This window comes from Pseudomonas sp. MWU13-2862, assembly GCF_023242495.1.
GTDB classification, from domain to species: Bacteria; Pseudomonadota; Gammaproteobacteria; order Pseudomonadales; family Pseudomonadaceae; genus Aquipseudomonas; species Aquipseudomonas gingeri_D.
In genome coordinates this window covers 434843-458717 of sequence record NZ_JALMEZ010000001.1, presented here as the reverse complement: position 1 = coordinate 458717, position 23875 = coordinate 434843, and the positions used below count along the sequence as shown (strand labels likewise).

Below are 23875 nucleotides of genomic sequence, written 5' to 3'. Positions count from 1 at the left end.
TATGCGAATAAACGGCATGGTAGCACGCGATTCGGGAGCAGTCGCTCTCGGCCGGTATATGTCCGAGTGGTCAACTTTTATCGTACGTTTGTTCCACAAAATACCCTTGGGCAAGCTTACTCCAACTGAAGCCTGATGGCTGTTCCGGGGGGCTTTATCGCGTAGACGCTAGTTATTCTTTTTGCATTAAAAAACCATCACCTGAAACCTGAAAGTTCGAGGGGAGTTGTTATTGTCGTTTTTAGGTATGAAGAGGGCGGGTCGAAGGCGTGAGGAGGGCGAACGGTTCAAACGGATCGTTCGGGGAAGGTGATCAGGGTGAAGGTCCTGGGCTCGGTGATAGCGGAGCCATATTGGCCGGTCTGGATGGCGAGCGCGGTAATCAGTTCGGACTCTTCGTCGTCGTCCAGGCCCAGTTGACCGGTACGCGGGTCGATCAATTCGACTTGCCAGGCCAACAGCGTCAAGCAATTGCGCAGGGCCAGCAAGGCGTCTTCATGCAGGTTGAGCGGGTCCTGGGGCTGGCTCAGGAGGGCGTGGATCTGGCGCGAGAACCGGGCCATGGAGCGTACGCCCAGGCCTTGCGCGCAGATGGCCAGGGTGTGCAGCGAGACGAGAAGGCAATCGATGGCGTCCTTGTCGTTGCGGATCAGCTCCAGGTGCTGGCAGCACTCCTGCATTTTCGTTTGCAGGGCTTGGGCCTCGACCAGGAACTCCGGCAGGCTGGCTTGCCGTTCTTTACCGTTCAGCATGCTTTATCTCCTTGAATGCATAGGCAGGCGATAGAAGGTCGCACGGGGCGAACGGTTTTAAAGTTAATGCCGACAGGGCGCGTGTGTCTGTAGTCTGTTTCTGATTGTTTCGAATTACAGCTATTGCATTTCGTTCTCAGGTGCAAGTTGGCGGGCACCCGAAAGCGCCGCGGGCAGGTCCGCAGAAATTCACCGGAAGCGGCGGTCCAGAGGGCTTGAGCACGATGGGTGAAGGTGTTCACCGGGCTGTCTGGCCGAGGTCCTGCAATCGAAAGCAAAAGCCTGACTCCATTCATGCAATGAGAATGGCGTCACATTAATGGCTATTGGATATCGCGAATATCAGGTTGGGCCTGATTGTCGCTAGGGGATTCCCCTAGTATGAGGAACTCTGACTGTCATTTGCGGTCGCGCATGGCAACAAGGAGGGGGTGAACTGAGTAAAGCATGATGTTAATGTGACATCAATGCTTTTGACCGGTATTTGGCCGGAGGGTCAAGCTCCGATATTCTCCGCCGATAACCTATTCAATGTCACTTTCAGCAGCAAGCCCAGGAGTCATTAATGGCCGGCATTCTCGACACAGTAGATCAACGTACGCAACTGGTGGGTGAGAACCGGCTGGAAATTCTCATGTTCCGTCTGGCGGGGCGCCAGCTGTTTGCGATCAACGTGTTCAAGGTCCAGGAAGTGCTGCAACTGCCCAAGTTGACCTTGATGCCCCAGCGTCACCCGTTTGTCTGCGGCGTGGTCAACCTGCGCGGCCAGACACTGCCGGTGATCGACCTGTCCCAGGCGATCGGCATGCGTCCGCTGGTGCCGGGGCCCGACAGTACTATCATCGTCACCGAGTACAACCGTTCGGTGCAGGCGTTCCTGGTCGGTGGCGTGGACCGCATCGTCAACATGAACTGGGAAGCCATTCTGCCTCCGCCGACCAGCGCCGGTCGCCAGCATTACCTGACCGCCATCAGCAAGGTGGACGACCAGTTGGTGGAAATCATCGACGTGGAAAAGGTCCTGGCCGAGATCGTGCCGTACAACGCCAAGGTGTCCCGTGAAAAGCTCGACGACCCGATCATGGAGCAGGCCCGTGGCCGCGAAGTGCTGTTGGTCGACGACTCGAACGTGGCCCTGTCCCAGTTGCGCGATACCCTCGGGCAACTGGGGGTGAAAATGCACATCGCCAGCGACGGCTTGAAGGCCCTGAACATGCTCAAGGGTTGGGCGGATGGCGGTGCGGTGATGACCGACAAGCTGCTGATGGTTTTCACCGACGCGGAAATGCCGGAAATGGACGGTTACCGCCTGACCACCGAAATTCGTAACGACCCTCGCCTGCGCGGGCTGTATGTGGTCCTGCATACCTCGTTGTCCGGCAGCTTCAACGATGCCATGGTGAAGAAGGTCGGTTGCGACAACTTCCTCTCCAAGTTCCAGCCGGACAAGTTGGTGGATGTGGTACGTCAGCGGTTGATGCTGGATAACGCCTGATCCCCGCGGACTTGCAAACACCGCTGAACCTGTAGGAGCCGGCTTGCCGGCGATGAGGTCGGTAAGCCTTGCATTGATCTTGCGGGCATCATCGCCGGCAAGCCAGCTCCCACAAAATCGCGTTCCAGCGCAAAAATGCCGTCGTGCCCGTCCTCCTGTAGAATCGCTGTTTTGTCTCTCCGGGAGCTGGTCATGTTGCGTCTGAGCGCGCTGTATCGATATCCGTTGAAATCAGCCCGGGGCGAGGCCTTGCGCCAGAGTCCGGTGGACGAGCTGGGCCTGGCCGGGGACCGGCGCTGGATGCTGGTGGACGAGGCCAGTGGGCGCTTTCTGACCCAGCGCGCGGTGGGAAAGATGAGTCAGTTGTCGGCGCTGTGGAACTCTGCCTGCGGCCTGACCCTGAGTGCTCCCGGCCATTCGGCGCTGGACGTGGCCTTGCCCGGCAAGGACGACACTTTGCGTGGCGTGACCATCTGGAGCGACACCTTGCGTGTGCCGGATGCCGGCGATGAGGCGGCGGCCTGGCTGAGCGGGTTTATCGGCAAGCCGACCCGCCTGGTGCATGTGCCGTTGGAGCGCGCCCGCCTCACCGAGGCCGGCTACGGCAGGGAAGAGGATCGGGTGGCGTTTGCCGATGGTTTCCCTTTGCTGCTGATCGGCCAGGCTTCTCTGGATGACCTGTCGCAGAAGGTCGGGCGTGAGCTGGAAATGCTGCGCTTCCGGCCAAACCTGGTGATCGAGGGCAGCGATGCCTTTGCCGAAGACGGCTGGAAGCGAATTCGCATCGGCGATGTCGAGTTTCGGGTGGTGAAACCCTGTTCCCGCTGCATCCTGACCACCCTCGATCCGCAGACCGGCGAGCGCAGTGCCGACCGCGAGCCCTTGACGACCCTCAAGACTTACCGCGAGCAGGGTGGCGATGTGATGTTCGGGCAGAACCTGGTCAATGACGGCCAGGGTGTTCTGGAAGTCGGGATGCCGGTGACGGTGCTCGAATAGCAGGGTTTACAGGCGCGGTCACTGTAGGAGCCGACAAGCCGGCTCCTACAAAACCAGATTATTGGTCGTCGAAATAGCGCTCGTTCCAATCCACCAACGGCTGTGGTGCGTTGAGCTTCTGACCGTAGATCACCGAGTATGACAACACGTTCTGCACGTATTGGCGGGTTTCGTCGAATGGAATGCTTTCCACCCACACGTCGAAGCCCAGGTGGTTGGCGCCCTTGAGCCACTGCCTGACGCGGCCGGGGCCGGCGTTGTAGGCGGCGGTCGCGAGCACGCGGTTACCGTTGAACTGGCCGTGCACCTGGCTCAGGTAGGCCGCCCCCAGTTGGACGTTTTTGTCCGGGTCCAGTACCTGCTGCGGCGAGGCCAGTGGAATGCTGAACTTGCGCGCGGTTTCCTTGGCGGTCCCCGGCATCAGTTGCATCAAGCCGCTGGCCCCCACGCCTGAGCGGGCATCATCCATAAAGGCGCTTTCCTGGCGGGTAATGGCAAACACCCAGCTCGAGTGCAGCCCGCGAATCTTGGCTTCACGCACCAGGGTGTCGCGATGGGCCATGGGGAAGCGGATATCCAGGTCATCCCAGTATTGCGCCTGGCTGATGGTACGGATGGCCGGGAAATACCATTTCAGGTCATAGGCCAGCTTGGCCTGGGCGACCATTTCATCACGGCTGAACAGACGGCTGACGTGGTACCACTCGCGGCGCCCGTCGACCACCTGGCCGCGGTCATGCAGTTCCAGCGCGCGGAGTATGCCCGGGGTATTGCGGACCTTGTTCATCACCTGTGCGCTGAGCACCAGGGGACGGTTGGTCAGCTGGTAAGGCGTCTGCGAGCGGTCCGCGGCCAGGAAACCATAGAAGTCGCGCTCGCGGGCGACGTTCTTCAGCAGTACCAGGGCTTGCGGATTTTCCGGTTCCGCCAGCTCCAGGCTGCGGGCTTGCCAGTAGCGCCAGCGATTGGTGGTCGCCAGGTCCTGTGGCAGTCGGCGTGTCAGTTGGTAGGCATCTTCCCAGCGGCCCAGGCGCAGCAGCAGGCGCAGGCGCCATTCGGTCACGGTGTTGTCGCGCAACTCCGGGTCGTACTGGGTCATGATCTCCAGTGCGCGGCTGTCGTAGCGGCGGGCCAGGGTCAGGCCGATTTCGCGGGCGATCGCAACCTTTTCGTCACGGGAGAAGTGCATGCTCGCGGCATAGCTGTCGAGCAGGGGCATGGCCTTGTCCGGGTCCTGGCGAGCCAGGCGACGCAGGCCGAGGCCGACGACATCGGACATGGCCTCATCCGCCGGAAGGAAGCGCGAGGATTGGCTCAGCAGTTCCGGCTTCTGCGCCACGTCGATCAGCAGGCGTCCCTGGGGCGCAAGGGTGGTCAGTCCGCTGGCCAGGCTGCTGGCCAGGCCATAGTTGCGTGCATCGGCTGCCAGTTTCAGGCGCTGCCAGCGTTTCTGTTCGGTCAATTGGCCATCGGCGGCCCAACTGCTGAACAGGGCGTCGCAGGCACTCGGTTGGGTCTTGCCGGTCATCCAGAGCTTTTCCGCCGTGGCATAGCCCTCGGCGCGCAGGTTATGGCTGAGCTGATACTGGCCGTAGAGGCAGTCCAGTTCGGTGAAATTCAGTTTGGGGTCGTAGTACTTGACGAAGGGCTGCCAGTCGCCGCGTTCGGCCAGCCAGCGCAACCAGCGCAGCTTCATCCAGTTGGCCTGGGGCAGGTCGCCATGGGCGGCGAGGAATTGCTCGATCTCGGCATTGCTCGCGGTTTTCAGACGCGCGGTCAACTCGTCGTAGGCCAGGTAGGGCTCCAGCGGATAGTTCTGGAGGGCGTCCTGGTAGCGGAAATAAGGGCCCGAGTCGCCGTTGGCGAGGGCGCGCTTGGCTTCATCGTAAAACTGGCGTTGCTGGGAGAGCTCTAGCGCCTGGGCGGCTTGGACAGCGCAGGTAGAAAGAAGCAGACACGATAAAAAATTGAACAGACGGCTGCGCATGGGAGTTCCGAGAAAATAAAACCTGACAAGCCGTGGAAAATTCCGCGGCTGATTACTAATAGCTTAGCTGTTTGCCATCCGTGGGAGAACGTTTTACCGGTTGCCGTACGTAACTTGATACCAATTGTCATCTTGAACCGAGGTGCCGATAAAATTGCCGGCCGCCTCCTGGCTCAAGTCAGGTAGAATGCGCGCCCGGTTTTTGGAGAAGCTCATGACCCTGCTCAAATTCAGCGATGTGTCCCTTGCCTTCGGCGCCATGCCGTTGTTGGACAAGGTGTCGTGGCAGATCGCCCGTGGTGAGCGGGTGTGCATCATCGGCCGCAACGGCACAGGCAAGTCCAGTATGTTGAAGCTGGTCAAGGGCGTGCAAAAGCCCGATGACGGCTCCGTCTGGCGTGCGCCCGGCCTCAAGATCGGCGAGTTGCCGCAAGAGTTGCCGCTGGCCGACGATCGCACCGTGTTCGATGTGGTTGCCGAGGGCCTGGACGGGGTCGGCGCGTTGCTCGCCGAGTACCACCACCTGAGCCAGAACATCGTCACCGATGCCGACCTGGACAAGCTCATGCATGTCCAGCACGACCTTGAAGCCCGCGATGGCTGGCGCTTGCAGACCCTGGTCGACAGCACCCTGAGTCGCCTGCAACTGCCGGCCGACAAGACCCTCGCCGAGTTGTCCGGCGGCTGGCGTCGGCGCGTTCTGCTGGCCCAGGCACTGGTCTCGGAACCGGACCTGCTGCTGCTCGACGAACCGACCAACCACCTGGACATCGGTGCGATCGCCTGGCTGGAAGAAGCCTTGAAGGATTTCCAGGGCGCGGTGCTGTTCATCACCCACGACCGTTCTTTCCTGCAGAACCTGGCCACCCGCATCCTCGAACTGGATCGCGGCGGCCTGATCGACTGGAACGGCGACTACGCCAGCTTCCTGGTGCACAAGGAAGCCACGCTGGCGGCCGAGGAAACCGCCAACGCGCTGTTCGACAAGCGCCTGGCCCAGGAAGAAGTCTGGATCCGCCAGGGCATCAAGGCCCGCCGCACCCGTAACGAAGGCCGTGTGCGCGCCTTGAAAGCCCTGCGCGTTGAGCGTAGCGAGCGTCGCGAGCGCACCGGCAAGGCGAACATCCTGCTCGATACCGCCGACAAGTCCGGCAAGCAGGTGATGGTGCTGGAAAACGTCAGCTTCGCGCACCCGGGTGGCCCGTTCCTGATCAAGGATTTCTCCATGGTCCTGCAGCGTGGCGACCGGATCGGCCTGCTCGGGGCCAACGGCACCGGCAAGACCACCTTGCTCAAGCTGATGCTCAATGGCCTGCAGCCGACCAGCGGCACGGTGGAAGAGGGGACGCGCATCGACGTGGCCTACTTCGACCAGTTGCGCCATCAACTGGACCTGGAAAAGACCGTGATCGACAACGTCGCCGAAGGTCGCGACTTTATCGACATCGACGGCCAGAGCCGTCACGTGCTGAGCTACCTGGGCGACTTCCTGTTCAGCCCGCAGCGTGCGCGTACGCCGGTCAAGGCCTTGTCCGGTGGTGAGCGCGCGCGCCTGCTGCTGGCCAAGTTGTTCAGCAAACCGTCCAACCTGCTGGTACTCGACGAACCGACCAACGACCTCGATGTGGAAACCCTCGAGTTGCTGGAAGAAGTGTTGTTGACGTTCAGCGGTACCGTGCTGATGGTCAGCCACGACCGGGCTTTCCTCGACAACGTGGTCACCAGCACCCTGGTTTTCGAAGGCGAGGGCAAGGTGCGCGAGTACGTCGGTGGTTACCAGGACTGGCTGCGCCAGGGCGGTTCGCCGCGTTTGCTCGGTGTGACCGAGAACAAATCCGGCAAGGCCGAGCTCAACTCCGCGGTAGTGGCGGCTGCGCCGGCACCTGCGGCAGCGGTCGAACAGCCGGTGGCGAAGAAAAAGCTCAGCTACAAATTGCAGCGCGAGCTGGAAGCGTTGCCGGGTGAAATCGAAGCCAAGGAGCAGCAGATTGCCGCCGTTGAAGCCGAAATGGCCGAGTCGGGGTTCTATCAGCGTCCGGCGGCGGAGACCGCCGCGGTCATCGCCGGGCTGGAAAAACTCCAGGCCGAGCTGGAAGTGATGGTGGAACGTTGGGCCGAGCTGGACGCCTGATGATCGGCCAGTGACAAAAAAGCCCGGCCCCATTTGCGTGGGGGCCGGGCTTTTTATTGGTGTTGCCGATATTTTATGACTTGCGCGAACCTGTAGGAGCCGGCTTGCTGGCGATAGCGGCGGTGAATGCATCGCAATCGCCAGCAAGCCGGCTCCTACAGGTTCGGTATTCCAGGATCAGGTCGGGCGTTTGACCAGGTGCACCGCCAGCACATCGCAGGGCGCACCGTGCAGGACGTCATTGGCGGTGGAGCCCAGCAGCAGCGCCAGGCCGTGGCGGCCATGGCTGCCGACCACGATCAGGTCGCAATGCTGTTCCTTGGCCAGATGGTGGATTTCCTGGCGCGGCTGGCCGTAGGTCAGGTGGCAGTTGTCCCGCGAGACCTCCGGGTATTTGACGATCAGCCGATCGAGGCGCTCCTTGGCCTGGTCGAATTGCTGTTGCTGCAACTGCGAAAGGTCCATCGGCACGTCGCCGCCGAAGGCCATGGCCATGGGCTCGACGATATGCACCAGGGACAGCTTGGCTCCGCTGCTGACCGACAGTTCGCGTGCGCGCTTGATGACCGGGTCGCATTCTTCTGTCAGGTCGACAGCTACCAGAATGTGTTCGTAGCTCATGAAAGGCACTCCTGAGGATCGCATTAGCTTTAAGTATGGCTGGTTTCAAGCGGATTGGTTCGGCGGCGAACCCATCGCTCATCAAGAATCGAGAGAGTTAGATATGACGGTATGGATAGTGGTGTCAATCCTCGCGCTGGTATTGAGTCCCCTGGCCTGGTTGCGTCCATCGCGCCGCCAGAGCGGGATGATGGCCGTGCGCATGGAAGCGCGGCGCATCGGCCTGGGCATGCAACTGGCGCCCCAGGAGTGGCCGCACTGGCTGCCTCACGAGCCGCCGAGCCCCTGTGCGCAATACCATCGGCCGCGCCTGCGCGCCGATAGCCCGTGCTGGTGCTATTGGCAGACCGCCCCGGGAGTCTGGGCCAACCAATGGCGGGAAATCTTGACCGATGACAAGCTGCTGGCGCATTTGCGCACGTTGCCGGACAACGCCTACAAGATCGAGGCGGACAAGCAGATGATCGCCGTGTATTGGGGCGAGCGCGGCGATGCCCAGGCCTTGCCGGCCATCGCGGCGGTGCTCAAGGCCCTGGCTTGACGCAGGGCGGGATCGGCCGCTCACCGCTACACTATTGATTCGCTGAATGGGCGGCCATAAAGCCAGGCGCCCACGGGGCTTTCACGCCCGGAATATGACCGGGAAGTCGTTTTTTTCGCAATGTTTTCGGCAATTGACAATTGCCGCGAATTCCGTGAAGGTGTCCACACCCAAATCAAACGGGCGTATGAATTGAGCGTTTGTCTGATCAGACGGCTCCAAACAGAATCCCGACTATCGCGTTGGCGGGTGTGCCTGGCGGCTTGGCGTAGCATCGACGGTAACGTCAGTGCCGTACCATCCGCTCGCGTCCGACGTGTACTGTTCAGCTTCCATATCGTGGAGATCAGTTGATGATTTACGAAGGTAAAGCCATCACGGTTAAGGCTCTTGAAAGTGGCATCGTCGAACTGAAGTTCGACCTCAAGGGTGAGTCCGTCAACAAGTTCAACCGTCTAACCCTGGGCGAATTGCGCCAGGCCGTGGACACCCTCAAGGCTGATGCGTCCGTCAAGGGCGTGATCGTCAGCAGCGGCAAGGACGTGTTTATCGTCGGCGCCGACATCACCGAATTTGTCGACAACTTCAAGTTGCCGGATGCCGAGTTGGTCGCTGCCAACCTCGAAGCCAACAAGATTTTCAGCGATTTCGAAGACCTGGCCGTGCCGACTGTCGCCGCGATCAATGGCATCGCCCTGGGCGGCGGTCTGGAAATGTGCCTGGCCGCGGACTTCCGCGTCATGTCCAGCAGCGCCAAGATCGGCCTGCCGGAAGTCAAGCTGGGCATCTACCCGGGCTTTGGCGGTACCGTCCGTCTGCCGCGCCTGATCGGTGCGGACAACGCCATCGAGTGGATTGCCGCCGGTAAGGAAAACCGTGCCGAAGACGCCCTGAAAGTCGGCGCCGTCGATGCCGTGGTTGCTCCGGAAAAACTCCAGGAAGCCGCTCTGGAACTGCTCAAGCGCGCCATCTCCGGCGAGCTCGACCACAAGGCCAAGCGCCAGCCGAAGCTGGACAAGCTCAAGCTCAACGCCATCGAACAGATGATGGCCTTCGAAACCGCCAAGGGTTTTGTTGCTGGTCAAGCCGGTCCGAACTACCCGGCTCCGGTCGAAGCGATCAAGACCATCCAGAAAGCCGCCAACTTCGGGCGCGACAAGGCCCTGGAAATCGAAGCCGCCGGCTTCGTGAAACTGGCCAAGACCTCGGCTGCGCAAAGCCTGATCGGTCTGTTCCTGAACGACCAGGAACTGAAGAAAAAGGCCAAGGCCTACGACGAAATCGCCAGGGACGTGAAACAGGCCGCCGTATTGGGCGCCGGTATCATGGGTGGCGGTATCGCTTATCAGTCGGCCTCCAAAGGCACGCCGATCCTGATGAAGGACATCAACGAGCACGGCATCGAGCAGGGTCTGGCGGAAGCCGCGAAACTGCTGGTCGGTCGTGTTGATAAAGGCCGCATGACCGCGGCGAAGATGGCTGAAGTGCTCAACGGCATCCGTCCTACGCTGTCCTACGGTGATTTCGGTCACGTCGACCTGGTGGTTGAAGCGGTCGTCGAGAACCCTAAAGTCAAGCAAGCGGTACTGGCGGAAGTGGAAGCCCAGGTCAAGGAAGATGCGATCCTCGCCTCCAACACCTCGACCATTTCCATCAGCCTGCTGGCCAAGGCCCTCAAGCGTCCGGAAAACTTCGTCGGCATGCACTTCTTCAACCCGGTACACATGATGCCGCTGGTGGAAGTGATCCGTGGCGAGAAGTCCAGCGAAGAAGCGGTCGCCACCACCGTGGCCTACGCCAAGAAAATGGGCAAGAACCCGATCGTGGTCAACGACTGCCCGGGCTTCCTGGTCAACCGTATCCTGTTCCCGTACTTCGGCGGTTTCGCCAAGCTGGTCAGCGCCGGTGTGGACTTTGTCCGTATCGACAAGATCATGGAGAAGTTCGGCTGGCCGATGGGTCCGGCCTACCTGATGGACGTGGTCGGCATCGACACCGGCCACCACGGTCGTGACGTGATGGCCGAAGGTTTCCCGGACCGTATGAAGGACGATCGCCGTTCGGCGGTGGATGCCCTCTACGAAGCCAACCGCCTGGGTCAGAAAAACGGCAAGGGTTTCTACGCCTACGAGACCGACAAGCGCGGCAAGCAGAAGAAAGTCGCCGATTCGTCGGTGCTGGAAGTGCTCAAGCCGATCATCTACGAGCAGCGCGAAGTGACCGACGAGGACATCATCAACTGGATGATGGTCCCACTGTGCCTGGAAACCGTGCGTTGCCTGGAAGACGGTATTGTCGAAACCGCCGCCGAAGCCGACATGGGTCTGGTCTACGGTATTGGTTTCCCTCCCTTCCGTGGCGGTGCGTTGCGCTACATCGATTCCATCGGTGTCGCCGAATTCGTGGCCCTGGCCGATCAGTACGCCGACCTGGGCGCGCTGTACCACCCGACCGCGAAGCTGCGTGAAATGGCCAAGACCGGCCAGCGGTTCTTCGGTTAAGCGCCCACACTAGAGCGAGAGTGAACGATATGAGCTTGAATCCTAGAGACGTCGTGATTGTCGACTTCGGTCGTACTCCGATGGGCCGCTCCAAGGGCGGCATGCACCGCAACACCCGCGCCGAGGACATGTCGGCGCACCTGATCAGCAAACTGCTGGAACGCAACGTCAAGGTCGACCCGAACGAAGTCGAGGACGTGATCTGGGGCTGTGTGAACCAGACCCTGGAGCAGGGCTGGAACATCGCCCGCATGGCGTCGCTGATGACCCAGATCCCGCACACCGCTGCCGGCCAGACCGTCAGCCGCCTGTGTGGCTCGTCCATGAGCGCGCTGCACACCGCCGCCCAGGCGATCATGACCGGCAACGGTGACGTCTTCGTCGTCGGCGGCGTCGAGCATATGGGCCATGTCGGCATGATGCACGGTGTCGATCCGAACCCGCACATGTCGCTGTACGCGGCGAAAGCCTCGGGCATGATGGGCCTGACCGCGGAAATGCTCGGCAAGATGCACGGCATCACCCGCGAGCAGCAGGACGCCTTTGGCGTGCGCTCCCACCAGTTGGCCCACAAGGCCACCGTGGAAGGCAAGTTCAAGGACGAGATCATCCCGATGCAGGGTTATGACGAGAACGGCTTCCTGAAGGTGTTCGACTACGACGAAACCATTCGTCCGGAAACCACCCTGGAAAGCCTGGCGGCCTTGAAGCCGGCGTTCAACCCCAAGGGCGGCACCGTGACGGCGGGGACTTCCTCGCAGATCACCGACGGCGCCTCGTGCATGATCGTGATGTCGGCCCAGCGTGCCCAGGACCTGGGGATCCAGCCTTTGGCGGTGATCCGTTCCATGGCCGTGGCGGGTGTGGATCCGGCGATCATGGGCTATGGTCCGGTACCGGCGACCCAGAAAGCCCTCAAGCGTGCGGGCCTGGCGATCTCCGACATCGACTTCTTCGAACTCAACGAAGCCTTCGCCGCACAGGCCCTGCCGGTGCTCAAGGATTTGAAAGTGCTCGACAAGATGAACGAGAAGGTTAACCTGCACGGCGGCGCGATTGCCTTGGGCCACCCATTCGGTTGTTCCGGTGCGCGGATTTCCGGCACCTTGCTCAACGTGATGAAGCAGAATGGCGGTACCCTTGGGGTGGCCACCATGTGCATTGGCCTCGGCCAGGGCATCAGCACCGTCTTCGAACGCGTCTAAGCGTCTCGTCGAAGGAAGCCGGGGCCTGGTGCCCCGGCTTTTGTTTTTCCGAATTTTTTTATTTTTATTTGTAAGGAGCCGATACATGAAATTGGAACCCGGGCTCTATCAGCATTACAAGGGGCCGCAGTACCGTGTTTTCAACGTTGCGCGGCACTCCGAGACCGACGAGGAACTGGTGTTCTACCAAGCCCTGTATGGCGATTACGGCTTTTGGGTACGTCCCTTGAGCATGTTCCTGGAGTCGGTCGAGGTTGACGGCGAACAGGTCCCGCGCTTTGCTTTGGTGCAAGCTGAACCGAGCCTTTTTTCAAGGCCTTGAGGAGAGGTCGCGCAGAACCCTGCGCTTGACCTCACCTTGTAGCCACTATATATAGCGGTGCCGCGTCAGGCGCAGGCCGCCTCTCACTTCTAGCATTCAGGAATTTTCTGATCCATGGGCAAATCGCTGGTCATTGTGGAATCCCCGGCTAAGGCCAAGACCATCAACAAGTACTTGGGTACCCAGTACGTGGTGAAGTCGAGTATCGGCCATATCCGAGACCTGCCCACCAGCGGTTCGGCGAGTGCCACCAAAGAGCCCGCTGCCAAGCGCGGCAAGGCGGCGGTTGGCGAAGCCCCCGTGCTGACGGCGAAGGAGAAGGCGCGCAAGCAGCTGGTCTCGCGCATGGGCGTCGACCCGGATCACGGCTGGAAAGCTCGCTACGAGATCCTTCCCGGCAAGGAGAAGGTGATCGAGGAGCTGCGCCGCCTGGCCAAGGATGCCGACACCATCTATCTCGCAACCGACTTGGACCGCGAAGGGGAAGCCATTGCCTGGCACCTGCGCGAAGCCATCGGTGGTGATGACAGCCGCTACAAGCGCGTGGTGTTCAACGAGATCACCAAGAAAGCCATCCAGGAAGCCTTCTCGGCGCCCGGCGAGCTGGATATCGATCGCGTCAATGCCCAGCAGGCCCGCCGTTTCCTCGACCGGGTCGTGGGTTACATGGTGTCGCCGTTGCTCTGGTCGAAGATCGCCCGTGGCCTCTCCGCCGGTCGCGTACAGTCGGTGGCGGTGAAGCTGGTGGTCGAGCGTGAACGCGAGATCCGTGCGTTCAACCCCGAAGAGTACTGGGAAGTCCACGCCGACCTCGGCACCGCCAAGGGCGCCAAGGTGCGCTTCGAAGTGGCGCGGGAGAAGGGCGAGGCGTTCAAGCCGCTGAATGAAGCCCAGGCCATGGCGGCCCTGGAGAAGCTCAAGGCGTCGGCCTACACCATCGCCAAGCGCGAGGACAAACCGACCAGCAGCAAGCCGTCGGCCCCCTTCATTACTTCCACCCTGCAGCAGGCCGCGAGCAACCGCCTGGGCTTCGGCGTGAAGAAAACCATGATGATGGCCCAGCGCTTGTACGAAGCGGGCTACATCACCTATATGCGTACCGACTCCACCAACCTCTCGGCTGATGCCGTGGCGATGGCGCGGACCTATATCGAAGGCGAGTTCGGCGCGAAGTACCTGCCGGAAAACGCCAACGTCTACAGCAGCAAGGCCGGCGCCCAGGAAGCTCACGAAGCCATCCGTCCTTCGGATGTGAATACCGACCCGAGCAAGCTGTCGGGCATGGAACGTGATGCCGAGCGCCTCTACGAGCTGATCTGGCGCCAATTCGTGGCCTGCCAGATGCTGCCGGCGCAATACCTGTCGACCACCGTCAGCGTCGCCGCCGGTGACTTCGAGCTGCGTGCCAAGGGCCGTATCCTCAAGTTCGACGGTTACACCCGTGTCTTGCCGCAGATGAGCAAGCCGGGCGACGACGATGTGCTGCCGGACATGGCCCAGGGTGAGGTGATGAAGCTGATCCAGCTCGATCCGACCCAGCACTTCACCAAGCCGCCGGCCCGTTACTCCGAAGCCAGCCTGGTCAAGGAAATGGAAAAGCGCGGTATCGGTCGTCCTTCGACCTACGCGGCGATCATCTCGACCATCCAGGATCGTGGTTATGTGGCGCTGCACAACCGTCGCTTCTACTCCGAGAAGATGGGCGACATCGTCACCGAGCGCCTTTCGGAAAGCTTCTCCGACCTGATGGACTACGGTTTTACCGCCAGCATGGAAGAGCATCTCGACGACGTGGCCCAGGGCGAGCGTGACTGGAAGAACGTGCTCGACGAGTTCTACGGCGACTTCAAGAAAAAGCTCGAAGTGGCTGAAAGCCCTGACAGCGGCATGCGCGCCAACCAGCCGGTGATGACTGACATCCCGTGCCTGACCTGCGGCCGGCCGATGCAGATTCGCACCGCCTCCACCGGCGTGTTTCTCGGCTGCTCGGGTTACAGCCTGCCGCCCAAGGAACGCTGCAAGGCCACCGTCAACCTGGTGCCGGGGGATGAAATCGCCGCCGACGACGAGGGTGAATCGGAATCCCTGGTGCTGCGCGGCAAGCATCGCTGTCCGATCTGCAGCACGGCGATGGATGCCTACCTGCTGGACGAGAAGCGCAAGCTGCACATCTGCGGTAACAACCCGGATTGCGACGGCTACGAGATCGAAGAAGGCAGCTACCGCATCAAGGGCTACGAAGGCCCGAGTCTGGAATGCGACAAGTGCGGTAGCGAGATGCAACTCAAGACTGGCCGTTTCGGCAAATTCTTCGGGTGCACCAACGCGACCTGCAAGAACACCCGCAAGCTGCTCAAGAGCGGTGACGCGGCGCCGCCGAAGATGGACCCGGTGAAGATGCCGGAACTCAAGTGCGATAAGGTCAACGACACCTATATCCTGCGTGACGGTGCTTCCGGCCTGTTCCTGGCCGCCAGCCAGTTCCCGAAAAACCGTGAAACCCGCGCGCCGCTGGTGATCGAGATCCTTCCCCACAAGGACGAGATCGATCCCAAGTACCACTTCCTGTGTGATGCTCCGCAGAAGGACCCGGACGGTCGTCCATCGGTCATTCGCTACAGTCGCAAGACCAAGGAGCAGTACGTGCAGACCGAAGTGGAAGGCAAGCCGACCGGCTGGAAGGCGTTCTACGACGGCGGCAAATGGAAGGTGGAAGACAAGCGCTCGTGAGCTGAGCCCTGATCAACTGATCGGGTGTGATGTGGGAGCGGAGCTTGCCCGCGAAAGCGGCCTTGAGAGCGCTAGAAGCTTCGCGGGCAAGCTCCGCTCCCACAGTCTCCTCTCCTGTGCCTTCAGGCCGTGTGAAAACCTTAACTAAGCGATATTAAGGTTTTCACGCGGCCTTTGTCTTTTTTGGCTTGCGGCGAACTTGGTCGATCCCTGAAACTGACTGACCTGCCTGTGGCCTTTTTCCCTGGAGCGCGCCGTCATGGCCAACGAACTCTATACCCGTACCAACCAGAAGATTTTTTACGCCGGCCTTGCCCTGGAAGCCCTGGGCAAGGCCGAGACGAGCGGGGCGATGAATGCCCTGGCGCTGATCCAGGCCGAGCGCGAAGCTGCGGTGTTTCATCTATACGGTGCGCTGCTCGGGCTCTGCCATGAGATTGCCGGCTTCTACCGCCTGCCCCAGGCCGCCGCGCCGCGGGCCGAGTTGCTGCTGACCCGCGAAGTGCTGGAGGCGATCGCCATTCCGGAAATGGCCGAGCTGGTGGAGTTGGCCCATGGCCCGCAGACCTGGCTGGCCCGCTTGATCAGTGCCCACGCCGCGCTGTATCTGCCGCCCCAGGCCCCCAGGAAGGTCAAGGGCGACGTGTTGCAGCCGTTGATCGTGGCGGTGAGCCTGGATGAGGACGAGGCGCCCGAGCTGGGGCGTGAGGAGTTGGAGAGCTGGCGGCAGAACCTGAAGGCGCTGGCGATCCGTTTTCGCGATGGGCTCAACGAGTGCTGAGTGATTGAACGGGCATATGGATGAACAGAGGGCGATTATTTTGTCGCCTTTTTCTTTGAAAAAAGTAGTCCCCATCTGTCAGATGTTCATCAAGTGGTAAAGAAAGCGCTTCAGTTCTCCTGCGAGGTGCCGTTGATGACTGATACAATAATGGCCTTTCGTGGAGAACTGACACTATGCCTACGTCCTTTCTAGAAATTGTCGAGCTGCCGGACGGCCGCATCGAGCTGCGCCGGGCCGAGGACGAAGGTTCTCTGGTGACCCTTAACTTTTCCGAAGATGCCAAGGCGTTCCTGCAGGGCCAGCACGTCGAGGTGGCCAAGGCCATGTTGAGCGTCGGCGTGCAGATGGCTGGGCGTTTGGCCGAAGGTGAAATCGAGAAAGACGACGGCGGGCCACGGGTTCTTCATTGAAACCGAGGCTCGTTCGACGCTGGATGACGTTTCAGGTCGGTTTCTCTGTCTTGGAGAAGCCCTGGGCGATCAGCATGCCGCACCGGCCCTGACGGCCGTTCAAACCGTCAGCCCAAACGAATATTCAGACTTTGCGCATCGCCTTGGCGAGCCGCGCAGATCAGCTGTTGGCGCGCACTGGCGTTCAGCGGGTTCAGCCAGCTGACCACGGTGTGGCTACGGCCCAGGCGCAAGGCTTCACAGGTCAATTGCTGGGCGTTTTGAGCGCTGCTGGGTTGCAGGAGCAGAATCCGCTCCCGGTTGAGCCCTGCATCCCGCAGCCAGGCCTGGGTCAGGCTGGCTGGCGGGGCGATCAGGGTCAGCCAGCGGGCCTCCTGATCCTGGCTCAACTCCCGCAGGATCGGTGCCAGCAGGCTCAGGCAACTCCCGGCAGCGCCCCGCAACGACAGCTCACTGAACACTTCTGGCTCAGTGCTCCAGGGGGCTTCGACCACCTCCTTGAGCAGGGGCGCGAGGGGTTGCGCCATGAACGCTTCGAACAGGGAAAGTTGTGCATGTTGTGGGGTTTGCTGGAATTGCATGACGCCTCCTTCAGCGGCGAATAACGCCGACACTCAAACCTTCGATGACGAAGTCCTGGTCTTTCAGGTTGACTTCGATGGGGGCGAACTCGGGGTTTTCCGCCAGCAGCCAGACCTTGCTGCCTTCGCGCTTGAAGCGCTTGACGGTGACGTCGTCGCCGATCCGCGCCACCACGATCTGGCCGTTGCGGGCTTCGCGGCAGGTGTGCACGGCCAGCAGGTCACCGTCGAAAATGCCGACGTCCTTCATGCTCATGCCATGAACGCGCAACAGATAGTCGGCCCGGGGATGGAAGAAGGTCGGGTTGATGTTGCAGGATTCCTCGACGTGCTGCTGGGCGAGAATCGGCGCACCGGCGGCCACGCGGCCGATGATCGGCAGGGTGGATTCATCGCTCTTGGCTTCGAAACCGGGGATGCGAATGCCGCGGGATGCGCCCGGGGTCATTTCGATCGCACCCTTGCGGGCCAGGGCCTTGAGGTGCTCTTCGGCCGCGTTCGGTGACTTGAACCCCAGCTCCAGGGCGATTTCCGCGCGGGTCGGCGGATAACCATTGTCATCCAGGCATCGTTTGATAAAGGCCAGAATCTCGGCTTGGCGTGGCGTCAGTTTTATCATGTTGAGCGCTCTGTCTTTTTATACAGTGACTGGGATTATATACAGTGCAAGGCGCTTGGCAATCCTCCTTTTTCTCGTGTCCGCCGGACGGTCTCCGGGCTATGGCCGCCGAGGATGGCTACAGGCCAGGATTTGTATGATTTAATGCTCGACCGGTGGGCCACGAACGGACCGCCAGACTTGACATTCCCAGGGCTGAAACGTATGTTTCAAACAAGTGTTTGTCAGGCGGAGTAACCATGGCCCAGTCGGAAACCGTTGAACGCATTCTCGATGCTGCCGAGCAATTGTTCGCGGAAAAAGGTTTCGCCGAGACCTCATTGCGGTTGATCACCAGCAAGGCGGGGGTCAATCTCGCGGCGGTGAACTACCACTTCGGCTCGAAGAAGGCCCTGATCCAGGCGGTGTTCTCGCGTTTCCTCGGCCCGTTCTGCATCAGCCTCGACCGTGAGCTGGAGCGACGCCAGGCCAAACCCGAGGTCAAGCCCGGGCTGGAAGAGCTGCTGGAAATCCTCGTCGAGCAGGCGCTGGTGGTACAACCGCGTAGTGGTAACGATCTGTCGATTTTCATGCGTTTGCTGGGCCTGGCCTTCAGCCAGAGCCAGGGCCACCTGCGGCGTTACCTGGAAGACATGTACGGCAAGGTGTTCCGACGCTATATGCTGTTGGTCAACGATGCCGCGCCACGGATTCCACCGATCGAGCTGTTCTGGCGCGTGCACTTCATGCTCGGCGCGGCGGCGTTCAGCATGTCGGGTATCAAGGCCTTGCGGGCGATTGCCGAGACCGACTTCGGGGTCAATACCTCCATCGAGCAGGTCATGCGCCTGATGGTGCCGTTCCTCGCGGCCGGCATGCGTGCCGACAGCGGTGTCACCGATGCCTCCATGGCGGCGGCGCAACTGCGCCCGCGCAGCAAGTCGACACCGGCACCGGCTGCGGCTGCCAAGGTTTGATAAGGTACGGGTGGGCGCGCCGGCTTTGATCCGCTAAGCTGCCGCCCATGCCTGATTTCTTTTTGTTCCAAGCCTCCCTTGCCCGTTCCCGCTTGCCTGGCGCTGTCCATGGCAAGGTGTTGCCGTGCCTGTCTGTCGCCGCCTGGCGTGCAGGTCCGCGAGGGCAATGGGCACTTTTGTCCAAGGATTCCCTATGAGTACTGCCCTGCAAGGCTCCCTGATGGTGGACGTCGCCGGTACCTGGTTGACGGCTGAAGATCGCCAGTTGTTGCGCCAGCCGCAAGTCGGCGGGTTGATTATCTTTGCGCGCAATATCGAGCACCCGCGCCAGGTTCGCGAACTGAGCGCGGCGATTCGCGCCGTGCGCCCGGACCTGCTGCTGGCGGTCGACCAGGAAGGCGGACGGGTGCAGCGCCTGCGCCAGGGCTTCGTACGCTTGCCGGCGATGCGCGCGCTTGCCGACAATCCGAACGCCGAATACCTGGCCGAGCAGTGCGGCTGGCTGATGGCGACCGAGGTGCTGGCGGTGGGCCTGGACCTCAGCTTTGCGCCGGTCCTGGACCTCGACTACCAGCGCAGCGCGGTGGTCGGCAGCCGCGCCTTCGAGGGTGATCCCGAGCGTGCGGCGTTGCTCGCCGGAGCCTTTATCCGCGGTATGAACAGCGCCGGCATGGCCGCCACCGGCAAGCACTTCCCCGGCCATGGCTGGGCCGAAGCCGACTCCCATGTGGCGATTCCCACCGATGAGCGGAGCCTGGATGAGATCCGCGCCAATGACCTGCTGCCTTTCGCCCGCTTGAGCAAACAGCTTGCGGCGGTGATGCCGGCCCATGTCATCTATCCACAGGTCGATGCGCAACCCGCCGGTTTCTCGCGCCGTTGGCTGCAGGAGATCCTGCGTGGCGAATTGCAATTTGACGGGGTTATCTTCAGTGATGACCTGTCGATGGCCGGTGCCCATGTGGTTGGCGACGCCGCGAGCCGGATCGAAGCGGCGTTGTCCGCCGGCTGTGACATGGGCCTGGTGTGCAACGACCGTGCGGCCGCCGAGTTGGCCTTGAGTGCCGCCCAGCGCCTGAAGGTCCAGCCGTCGCCGCGTATTGCGCGGATGCGCGGCCAGGGGTTCGCCCGCACCGATTATCGCCAGGATCCACGCTGGTTGTCGGCGTTGATGGCGCTTAAAGATGCTCAACTGATTGACTGAGGAATCCCGCATGACGGTTTACGCGATTATCGGCGGCACGGGCCTGACCCAGCTCGAAGGCTTGAGCATTCGTCAGTCGTTGACGCTGGATACGCCCTACGGCGTCCCTTCGGCGGATATCCAGATCGGCGAATACGCCGGGCGTGAAGTGCTGTTCCTGGCGCGTCATGGGCACCCGCACCGTTTTGCGCCGCATCAGGTGAACTACCGGGCCAACCTGTGGGCGCTGAAACAGGCGGGGGCCGAGGCGATCCTGGCGGTCAACGCCGTGGGCGGGATTCATGCGGCAATGGGCACCGGGCATTTCTGTGTGCCGCATCAGTTGATCGACTACACCAGCGGTCGCCAGCACACCTATTTTGCCGATGATCTGGAGCAGGTGACCCATATCGATTTCAGCTATCCCTACAGCGAAGGCCTGCGGGCACAGCTGATTGCGGCGCTGGCGGCCGAGGGGTGCGCCTATAGCAGCCATGGCGTCTATGCCTGCACCCAGGGGCCGCGCCTGGAGACAGTGGCCGAGATCGCCCGGCTGGAACGCGACGGCTGCGATATCGTCGGCATGACCGGCATGCCGGAAGCCGCACTGGCCCGCGAGCTGGAACTGGACTATGCCTGCCTGGCATTGGTGGTGAACCCGGCGGCGGGCAAGTCGACGGCGGTGATCACCATGGCCGAGATCGAGCAAGCCTTGCATGACGGCATGGGCCAGGTGAAGTCGACCCTGGCGCGGGTGCTCGCGGCGGGCCGTTAACGACCGGCTTTCTTGTCCGGCAGCGGCGCGAACAGGGCTTCGATATCGTCGTTCTGCAACTGCCAGTCGCCGGCCTGACGGCCGTCGAGCACGCCGGCGGCCAGGTCCGATTTTTCCCGTTGCAGGTGCTGGATCTTTTCCTCCACCGTGCCGCGGGCAATCATCTTGTAGACGAACACCGGCTTCTCCTGGCCAATCCGATAGGCGCGGTCGGTGGCCTGGTGTTCGGCGGCCGGGTTCCACCACGGATCGTAGTGGATCACCGTGTCGGCTTCGGTGAGGTTCAGCCCCACGCCGCCGGCCTTGAGGCTGATCAGGAAAATCTGCAACTTGCCGCTCTGGAAGTCCTTGACCGGCGTGCGCCGGTCACGGGTCTGCCCGGTCAGCAGCGCATAGGCCACCCCGCGTTTACGCAACTCCACCTCGATCAGTGACAGCATCGAGGTGAACTGCGAGAACAACAGGATCCGCCGCCCTTCGTCGAATAACTCCTCGAGCATCTCCATCAGGCTGTCGAGCTTGCCGGAGGCGCTGCCGCGCGCGGGCAGGGGCGCGTCGTTGACCAGGCGCAGGTCGCAGCAGACCTGGCGCAGCTTGAGCAGCGCCTCGAGGATGATGATCTGGCTGCGGGCCACGCCCTTGCGGGTTATCTCGGCGCGGACCTTCTTGTCCATGGCCAGGCGCATGGTCTCGTAGACATCGCGCTGGGCCTCGTTGAGTTCGACCCAGTGGATGATCTCGGTCTTGGGGGGCAGTTCGGTGGCCACCTGTTCCTTGGTGCGGCGCAGCAGGAAGGGCCTGATCCGGCTGTTGAGGTGTTGCAGGCGGACTTCACTGGCGTGTTTTTCGATGGGCGTGCGGTAGTCGCGGTTGAAGCTCTTCACGTCTCCCAGCCAGCCCGGCAGCAGGAAGTGAAACAACGACCAGAGCTCGCCCAGGTGGTTTTCCAACGGCGTTCCGCTCAGGCACAGGCGTTGCCGCGCATCCAGCTCGCGGGCGGCCTGGGCGGCCTTGCTGCCGGGGTTCTTGATGTACTGCGCCTCGTCGAGTACCAGCACGTGCAGCGGCTGGGCCTTGAGCAGCTCGATATCCTTGGGCAGCAGGGCATAGGTGGTGAGCAGCAGGTCGTAATCCTGCAATTGCTCGAAATGCTTCTTGCGTCCGGCGCCGTACAGCGCCAGCACCTTGAGCTGCGGGGTGAAATGCGCCGCCTCGTCCAGCCAATTGGGAATCAGGCTGGTGGGCATCACCACCATGCAGGGACGGTCCAGGCGCCCGGCCTGCTTTTCGCTGAGAATGTGGGCCAGGGTCTGCAAGGTTTTTCCCAGGCCCATGTCATCGGCCAGAATGCCGCCGACTTCCAGTTGCCGTAGCGACTGCATCCAGCTCAGGCCTTCGTGCTGGTAAGGGCGCAGCGTCGCGTTGAGGCCTTCGGGAAGCGCCGCGCTGTAGTCGCGGATATCCCGCAACCGCTGGGCGAAGCCACGAATCTGTTCGCCGCCTTCCCAGAGCAGCGACAGCTCGTCCAGCGGGTTGAGCCGGGTCGCATCGGCATGGCTCAGGCGCAGGCGGGTGGTACCGGGCTCCTGCAGGTAGAACTCGCCCAGGGTGTTCAGCACCGGCCGCAGGCGCCCATAGGGCAAGGCGACCTGGAGCGGCCCGTGGTTGCCGGCGGGGGAGGCCGGGATATTCACCAGGATCAGTTCGTCGTCGCGGCGCCGGGCCAGGCGCTCGGGATTGAGCAGTTCGGTATGCGAGCGCACCAGGTTCAGCAGGATCGGTAGCAGGCTCAGGCGCTCGCCATTGACGATGATCCCCAGCTCCAGGTCGAACCAGTCGCGTTCGGGGGCTTCGTCAACCGTGGCGTACCAGTCCTCCACGGGGCTGAGGTCGAAACCGAAGTCCTCCTCGATCTGCAATTCCCAGCCCTGGGCGCGCAGGCCCGGCAGTTCGTTGAGGGTGAAATTCAGCCAGGCGCTGTCATTGACCATTTCGAACAGCTCGCCGGCACTTTCCGGCAATGCCTTGCTCTGGCGCGTGGCGATCTTGAACCCCAGCAGGCGCAATTGCTCGCGACAGGCCTTTTCCGCTTCAAGCTGACGCTTGATACGCAGGCTCTGGTGTTCCTGGCGCAGGATGATATCGGCGTTTTTCTGCCCGCTGACGTACTCGCCCAGGTACTCGAAGGAGAGGGCCGCACGGTGCTGGATATAGCGCTGCATCCGCCCGTTGCGCGGCTCGAAGGCACTGAACTCGATGCTCGCCAGCCACAGGCGTGGCACCGGCATCAGGTCGTCGATCTGCTGCTGTGGCAAGGGCGACGGCGTGCGCGCATCCAGTACCGCCTGGAGTTTTTCCAGCAATTGGGCGTCTTTTTCCGCCGCCGGGTAGGCCAGGGTTTCCTGGACCTGCAGCAACACCGCGGCGGTGTGCTTGCAGCAGCTGCGCACCGGGCAGGTACAGGTGGCGTCGACCACCAGCAGCGTGCCTTTGGCGGACTCACGCAGGTGAATGGTCTGGCGATAGGTATTGCCGCCCGAGCCTTCGCAACTGGCGGTAATGGTGCTGTCGCCGGCCTGGACGATCCTCACGCGGTTTTCCAGGGCGTAGCGCCGGCCCCGTTCGAGGCTCTGTTCCTTGAAGCGACTGACCCAGGACGCGGCGAGCGGTTTCGTCAGGGCGGGCGTCAGGGACGAGGGCATCGGACGTTCACTGGTCGAGATTCTGTGACGGCGCTTCGCGTTTCGATGCGGCGAGTGAGGTCACCTTGAGCAGCAGGGCGAGGTGGCCGGCATCGAGGAAGTTGAGCTGACCGTTCTTGGTCTGGCTGGTCTGGTTCAGGCGTTCGCTGGCACTGACCACGCCGTTGCTGTCGAACTGGTTGACCCAGAACTGTGCCTGCACGTCGGTGAAGCGCTTGAGGGTCAGGCTCAGCGTACCTTCTACCGGGAACTGGCCGAACTGTTCCTGGCCTTCGGTGATCGAGACCAGGCTCGGCTGGTCGCTCAGGGGTTGCTGCCAGGCCTTGTGCAGCAGCACCTCGTAGTTGCCGCTGGCGCCGAGCTTGGCGGTCATGTCATTGAGGCTGGGGGTGCGCTCCTGGTCGGCGGTGACCGGTTTGGCCCCCTTGGCCCAATCCTCGGGCGCCGGTTGGCTCTGGAAGGGTTGCTCCAGGTTCTGCCGGATCAGGATCATTTCGATCTGATACAACTCGTCGGCCAACGCCGCCGGGGCGATCAGGACCAACAACAAGGCCAGCGAGGGTATCAGGCGCATACGGCGT

Annotated in this window: 20 protein-coding genes; 13 read left to right on the top strand and 7 right to left on the bottom strand. The window is 61.8% G+C overall.

The genetic code is table 11. The features are described 5' to 3' along the window. Positions 1-287 precede the first annotated feature (287 nt). Complete coding sequence (locus M5C56_RS02150; RefSeq protein ID WP_103496717.1) at positions 288-752, bottom strand: hypothetical protein; 465 nt, start codon at positions 750-752, stop codon at positions 288-290. Between the two features lie 565 nt (positions 753-1317). Between M5C56_RS02150 and M5C56_RS02145 the strand changes: the two genes are divergently transcribed. Further along, positions 1318-2247 carry a chemotaxis protein CheV gene (locus M5C56_RS02145; RefSeq protein WP_103496718.1) on the top strand — a complete coding sequence of 310 codons (930 nt, stop codon included), beginning with the start codon at positions 1318-1320 and terminating at the stop codon, positions 2245-2247. 192 nt (positions 2248-2439) lie between these two features. Continuing rightward, on the top strand, positions 2440-3246 hold the full coding sequence (locus tag M5C56_RS02140) for an MOSC domain-containing protein (protein WP_103496719.1): 807 nt from the start codon (positions 2440-2442) through the stop codon (positions 3244-3246). 58 nt (positions 3247-3304) lie between these two features. On the opposite strand, the gene M5C56_RS02135 is transcribed toward M5C56_RS02140, so the two are convergent. Then, the gene (locus M5C56_RS02135; protein ID WP_103496720.1) at positions 3305-5233 is read right to left on the bottom strand and encodes a transglycosylase SLT domain-containing protein; all 1929 of its coding nucleotides are present in this window, start codon (positions 5231-5233) and stop codon (positions 3305-3307) included. A gap of 214 nt (positions 5234-5447) precedes the next feature. On the opposite strand from M5C56_RS02135, the gene M5C56_RS02130 reads away from it, so the two are divergent. Continuing rightward, positions 5448-7364, top strand: a complete 1917-nt coding sequence (locus M5C56_RS02130) for an ATP-binding cassette domain-containing protein (protein WP_103496721.1) — start codon at positions 5448-5450, stop codon at positions 7362-7364. Between the two features lie 177 nt (positions 7365-7541). Here the strand turns inward: M5C56_RS02130 and M5C56_RS02125 are convergent, their stop codons facing one another. Next, on the bottom strand, positions 7542-7985 hold the full coding sequence (locus tag M5C56_RS02125) for a universal stress protein (RefSeq protein WP_103496722.1): 444 nt from the start codon (positions 7983-7985) through the stop codon (positions 7542-7544). A gap of 103 nt (positions 7986-8088) precedes the next feature. On the opposite strand from M5C56_RS02125, the gene M5C56_RS02120 reads away from it, so the two are divergent. From M5C56_RS02120 to M5C56_RS02090, 7 genes are all read left to right on the top strand, one after another. After that, positions 8089-8526: a hypothetical protein gene (locus tag M5C56_RS02120; RefSeq protein WP_103496723.1), complete on the top strand. Its 438-nt coding sequence runs from the start codon at positions 8089-8091 to the stop codon at positions 8524-8526. A gap of 353 nt (positions 8527-8879) precedes the next feature. Beyond that, entirely contained in the window at positions 8880-11027 is a 2148-nt protein-coding gene (gene fadB / locus M5C56_RS02115; protein WP_103496725.1) for a fatty acid oxidation complex subunit alpha FadB, read from the top strand. Between the two features lie 29 nt (positions 11028-11056). After that, positions 11057-12232, top strand: a complete 1176-nt coding sequence (gene fadA / locus M5C56_RS02110; protein ID WP_103496726.1) for an acetyl-CoA C-acyltransferase FadA — start codon at positions 11057-11059, stop codon at positions 12230-12232. Positions 12233-12317: 85 nt separating this feature from the next. After that, positions 12318-12554 (top strand): DUF1653 domain-containing protein, encoded by a 237-nt coding sequence (locus M5C56_RS02105; RefSeq protein WP_100939173.1) that lies wholly within the window; start codon positions 12318-12320, stop codon positions 12552-12554. A gap of 114 nt (positions 12555-12668) precedes the next feature. Then, positions 12669-15284, top strand: coding sequence for a type I DNA topoisomerase (gene topA / locus M5C56_RS02100; protein ID WP_103496727.1), 2616 nt, complete (start codon positions 12669-12671; stop codon positions 15282-15284). 259 nt (positions 15285-15543) lie between these two features. Beyond that, positions 15544-16065: a DUF6586 family protein gene (locus M5C56_RS02095; RefSeq protein ID WP_103496728.1), complete on the top strand. Its 522-nt coding sequence runs from the start codon at positions 15544-15546 to the stop codon at positions 16063-16065. Positions 16066-16241: 176 nt separating this feature from the next. Continuing rightward, a complete protein-coding gene (locus M5C56_RS02090; RefSeq protein WP_100939176.1) occupies positions 16242-16478 on the top strand; it encodes a hypothetical protein in 237 nt (78 codons plus the stop codon). Positions 16479-16585: 107 nt separating this feature from the next. Here the strand turns inward: M5C56_RS02090 and sulA are convergent, their stop codons facing one another. Both sulA and lexA read right to left on the bottom strand, forming a co-directional pair. After that, positions 16586-17059 (bottom strand): SOS-induced cell division inhibitor SulA, encoded by a 474-nt coding sequence (sulA, locus tag M5C56_RS02085; RefSeq protein WP_103496729.1) that lies wholly within the window; start codon positions 17057-17059, stop codon positions 16586-16588. Positions 17060-17069: 10 nt separating this feature from the next. Beyond that, positions 17070-17678: a transcriptional repressor LexA gene (gene lexA / locus M5C56_RS02080; protein ID WP_103496730.1), complete on the bottom strand. Its 609-nt coding sequence runs from the start codon at positions 17676-17678 to the stop codon at positions 17070-17072. A gap of 239 nt (positions 17679-17917) precedes the next feature. On the opposite strand from lexA, the gene M5C56_RS02075 reads away from it, so the two are divergent. The 3 genes from M5C56_RS02075 to M5C56_RS02065 all read left to right on the top strand — a co-directional run bounded on the left by M5C56_RS02075 (position 17918) and on the right by M5C56_RS02065 (position 20592). Then, positions 17918-18634: a TetR/AcrR family transcriptional regulator gene (locus tag M5C56_RS02075; protein WP_103496731.1), complete on the top strand. Its 717-nt coding sequence runs from the start codon at positions 17918-17920 to the stop codon at positions 18632-18634. Between the two features lie 205 nt (positions 18635-18839). Beyond that, positions 18840-19838, top strand: coding sequence for a beta-N-acetylhexosaminidase (nagZ, locus tag M5C56_RS02070; protein WP_177102616.1), 999 nt, complete (start codon positions 18840-18842; stop codon positions 19836-19838). A gap of 10 nt (positions 19839-19848) precedes the next feature. After that, entirely contained in the window at positions 19849-20592 is a 744-nt protein-coding gene (locus M5C56_RS02065; RefSeq protein ID WP_103496733.1) for an S-methyl-5'-thioinosine phosphorylase, read from the top strand. Here the strand turns inward: M5C56_RS02065 and M5C56_RS02060 are convergent. Then, a complete protein-coding gene (locus M5C56_RS02060) occupies positions 20589-23282 on the bottom strand; it encodes a DEAD/DEAH box helicase (RefSeq protein WP_103496745.1) in 2694 nt (897 codons plus the stop codon). The genes M5C56_RS02065 and M5C56_RS02060 overlap by 4 nt on opposite strands. Positions 23283-23301: 19 nt before the next feature. Then, positions 23302-23868, bottom strand: coding sequence for a CsiV family protein (locus M5C56_RS02055; RefSeq protein ID WP_103496734.1), 567 nt, complete (start codon positions 23866-23868; stop codon positions 23302-23304). Positions 23869-23875 lie beyond the last annotated feature (7 nt).

What these genes read in the sequence shown, in the direction of transcription:
- M5C56_RS02150 (WP_103496717.1), bottom strand. Translation starts at nt 752, where the DNA reads ATGCTGAACGGTAAAGAACGGCAAGCCAGCCTGCCGGAGTTCCTGGTC.
- M5C56_RS02145 (WP_103496718.1), top strand. Translation starts at nt 1,318, where the DNA reads ATGGCCGGCATTCTCGACACAGTAGATCAACGTACGCAACTGGTGGGT.
- M5C56_RS02140 (WP_103496719.1), top strand. Translation starts at nt 2,440, where the DNA reads ATGTTGCGTCTGAGCGCGCTGTATCGATATCCGTTGAAATCAGCCCGG.
- M5C56_RS02135 (WP_103496720.1), bottom strand. Translation starts at nt 5,233, where the DNA reads ATGCGCAGCCGTCTGTTCAATTTTTTATCGTGTCTGCTTCTTTCTACC.
- M5C56_RS02130 (WP_103496721.1), top strand. Translation starts at nt 5,448, where the DNA reads ATGACCCTGCTCAAATTCAGCGATGTGTCCCTTGCCTTCGGCGCCATG.
- M5C56_RS02125 (WP_103496722.1), bottom strand. Translation starts at nt 7,985, where the DNA reads ATGAGCTACGAACACATTCTGGTAGCTGTCGACCTGACAGAAGAATGC.
- M5C56_RS02120 (WP_103496723.1), top strand. Translation starts at nt 8,089, where the DNA reads ATGACGGTATGGATAGTGGTGTCAATCCTCGCGCTGGTATTGAGTCCC.
- fadB (WP_103496725.1), top strand. Translation starts at nt 8,880, where the DNA reads ATGATTTACGAAGGTAAAGCCATCACGGTTAAGGCTCTTGAAAGTGGC.
- fadA (WP_103496726.1), top strand. Translation starts at nt 11,057, where the DNA reads ATGAGCTTGAATCCTAGAGACGTCGTGATTGTCGACTTCGGTCGTACT.
- M5C56_RS02105 (WP_100939173.1), top strand. Translation starts at nt 12,318, where the DNA reads ATGAAATTGGAACCCGGGCTCTATCAGCATTACAAGGGGCCGCAGTAC.
- topA (WP_103496727.1), top strand. Translation starts at nt 12,669, where the DNA reads ATGGGCAAATCGCTGGTCATTGTGGAATCCCCGGCTAAGGCCAAGACC.
- M5C56_RS02095 (WP_103496728.1), top strand. Translation starts at nt 15,544, where the DNA reads ATGGCCAACGAACTCTATACCCGTACCAACCAGAAGATTTTTTACGCC.
- M5C56_RS02090 (WP_100939176.1), top strand. Translation starts at nt 16,242, where the DNA reads ATGCCTACGTCCTTTCTAGAAATTGTCGAGCTGCCGGACGGCCGCATC.
- sulA (WP_103496729.1), bottom strand. Translation starts at nt 17,059, where the DNA reads ATGCAATTCCAGCAAACCCCACAACATGCACAACTTTCCCTGTTCGAA.
- lexA (WP_103496730.1), bottom strand. Translation starts at nt 17,678, where the DNA reads ATGATAAAACTGACGCCACGCCAAGCCGAGATTCTGGCCTTTATCAAA.
- M5C56_RS02075 (WP_103496731.1), top strand. Translation starts at nt 17,918, where the DNA reads ATGGCCCAGTCGGAAACCGTTGAACGCATTCTCGATGCTGCCGAGCAA.
- M5C56_RS02065 (WP_103496733.1), top strand. Translation starts at nt 19,849, where the DNA reads ATGACGGTTTACGCGATTATCGGCGGCACGGGCCTGACCCAGCTCGAA.
- M5C56_RS02055 (WP_103496734.1), bottom strand. Translation starts at nt 23,868, where the DNA reads ATGCGCCTGATACCCTCGCTGGCCTTGTTGTTGGTCCTGATCGCCCCG.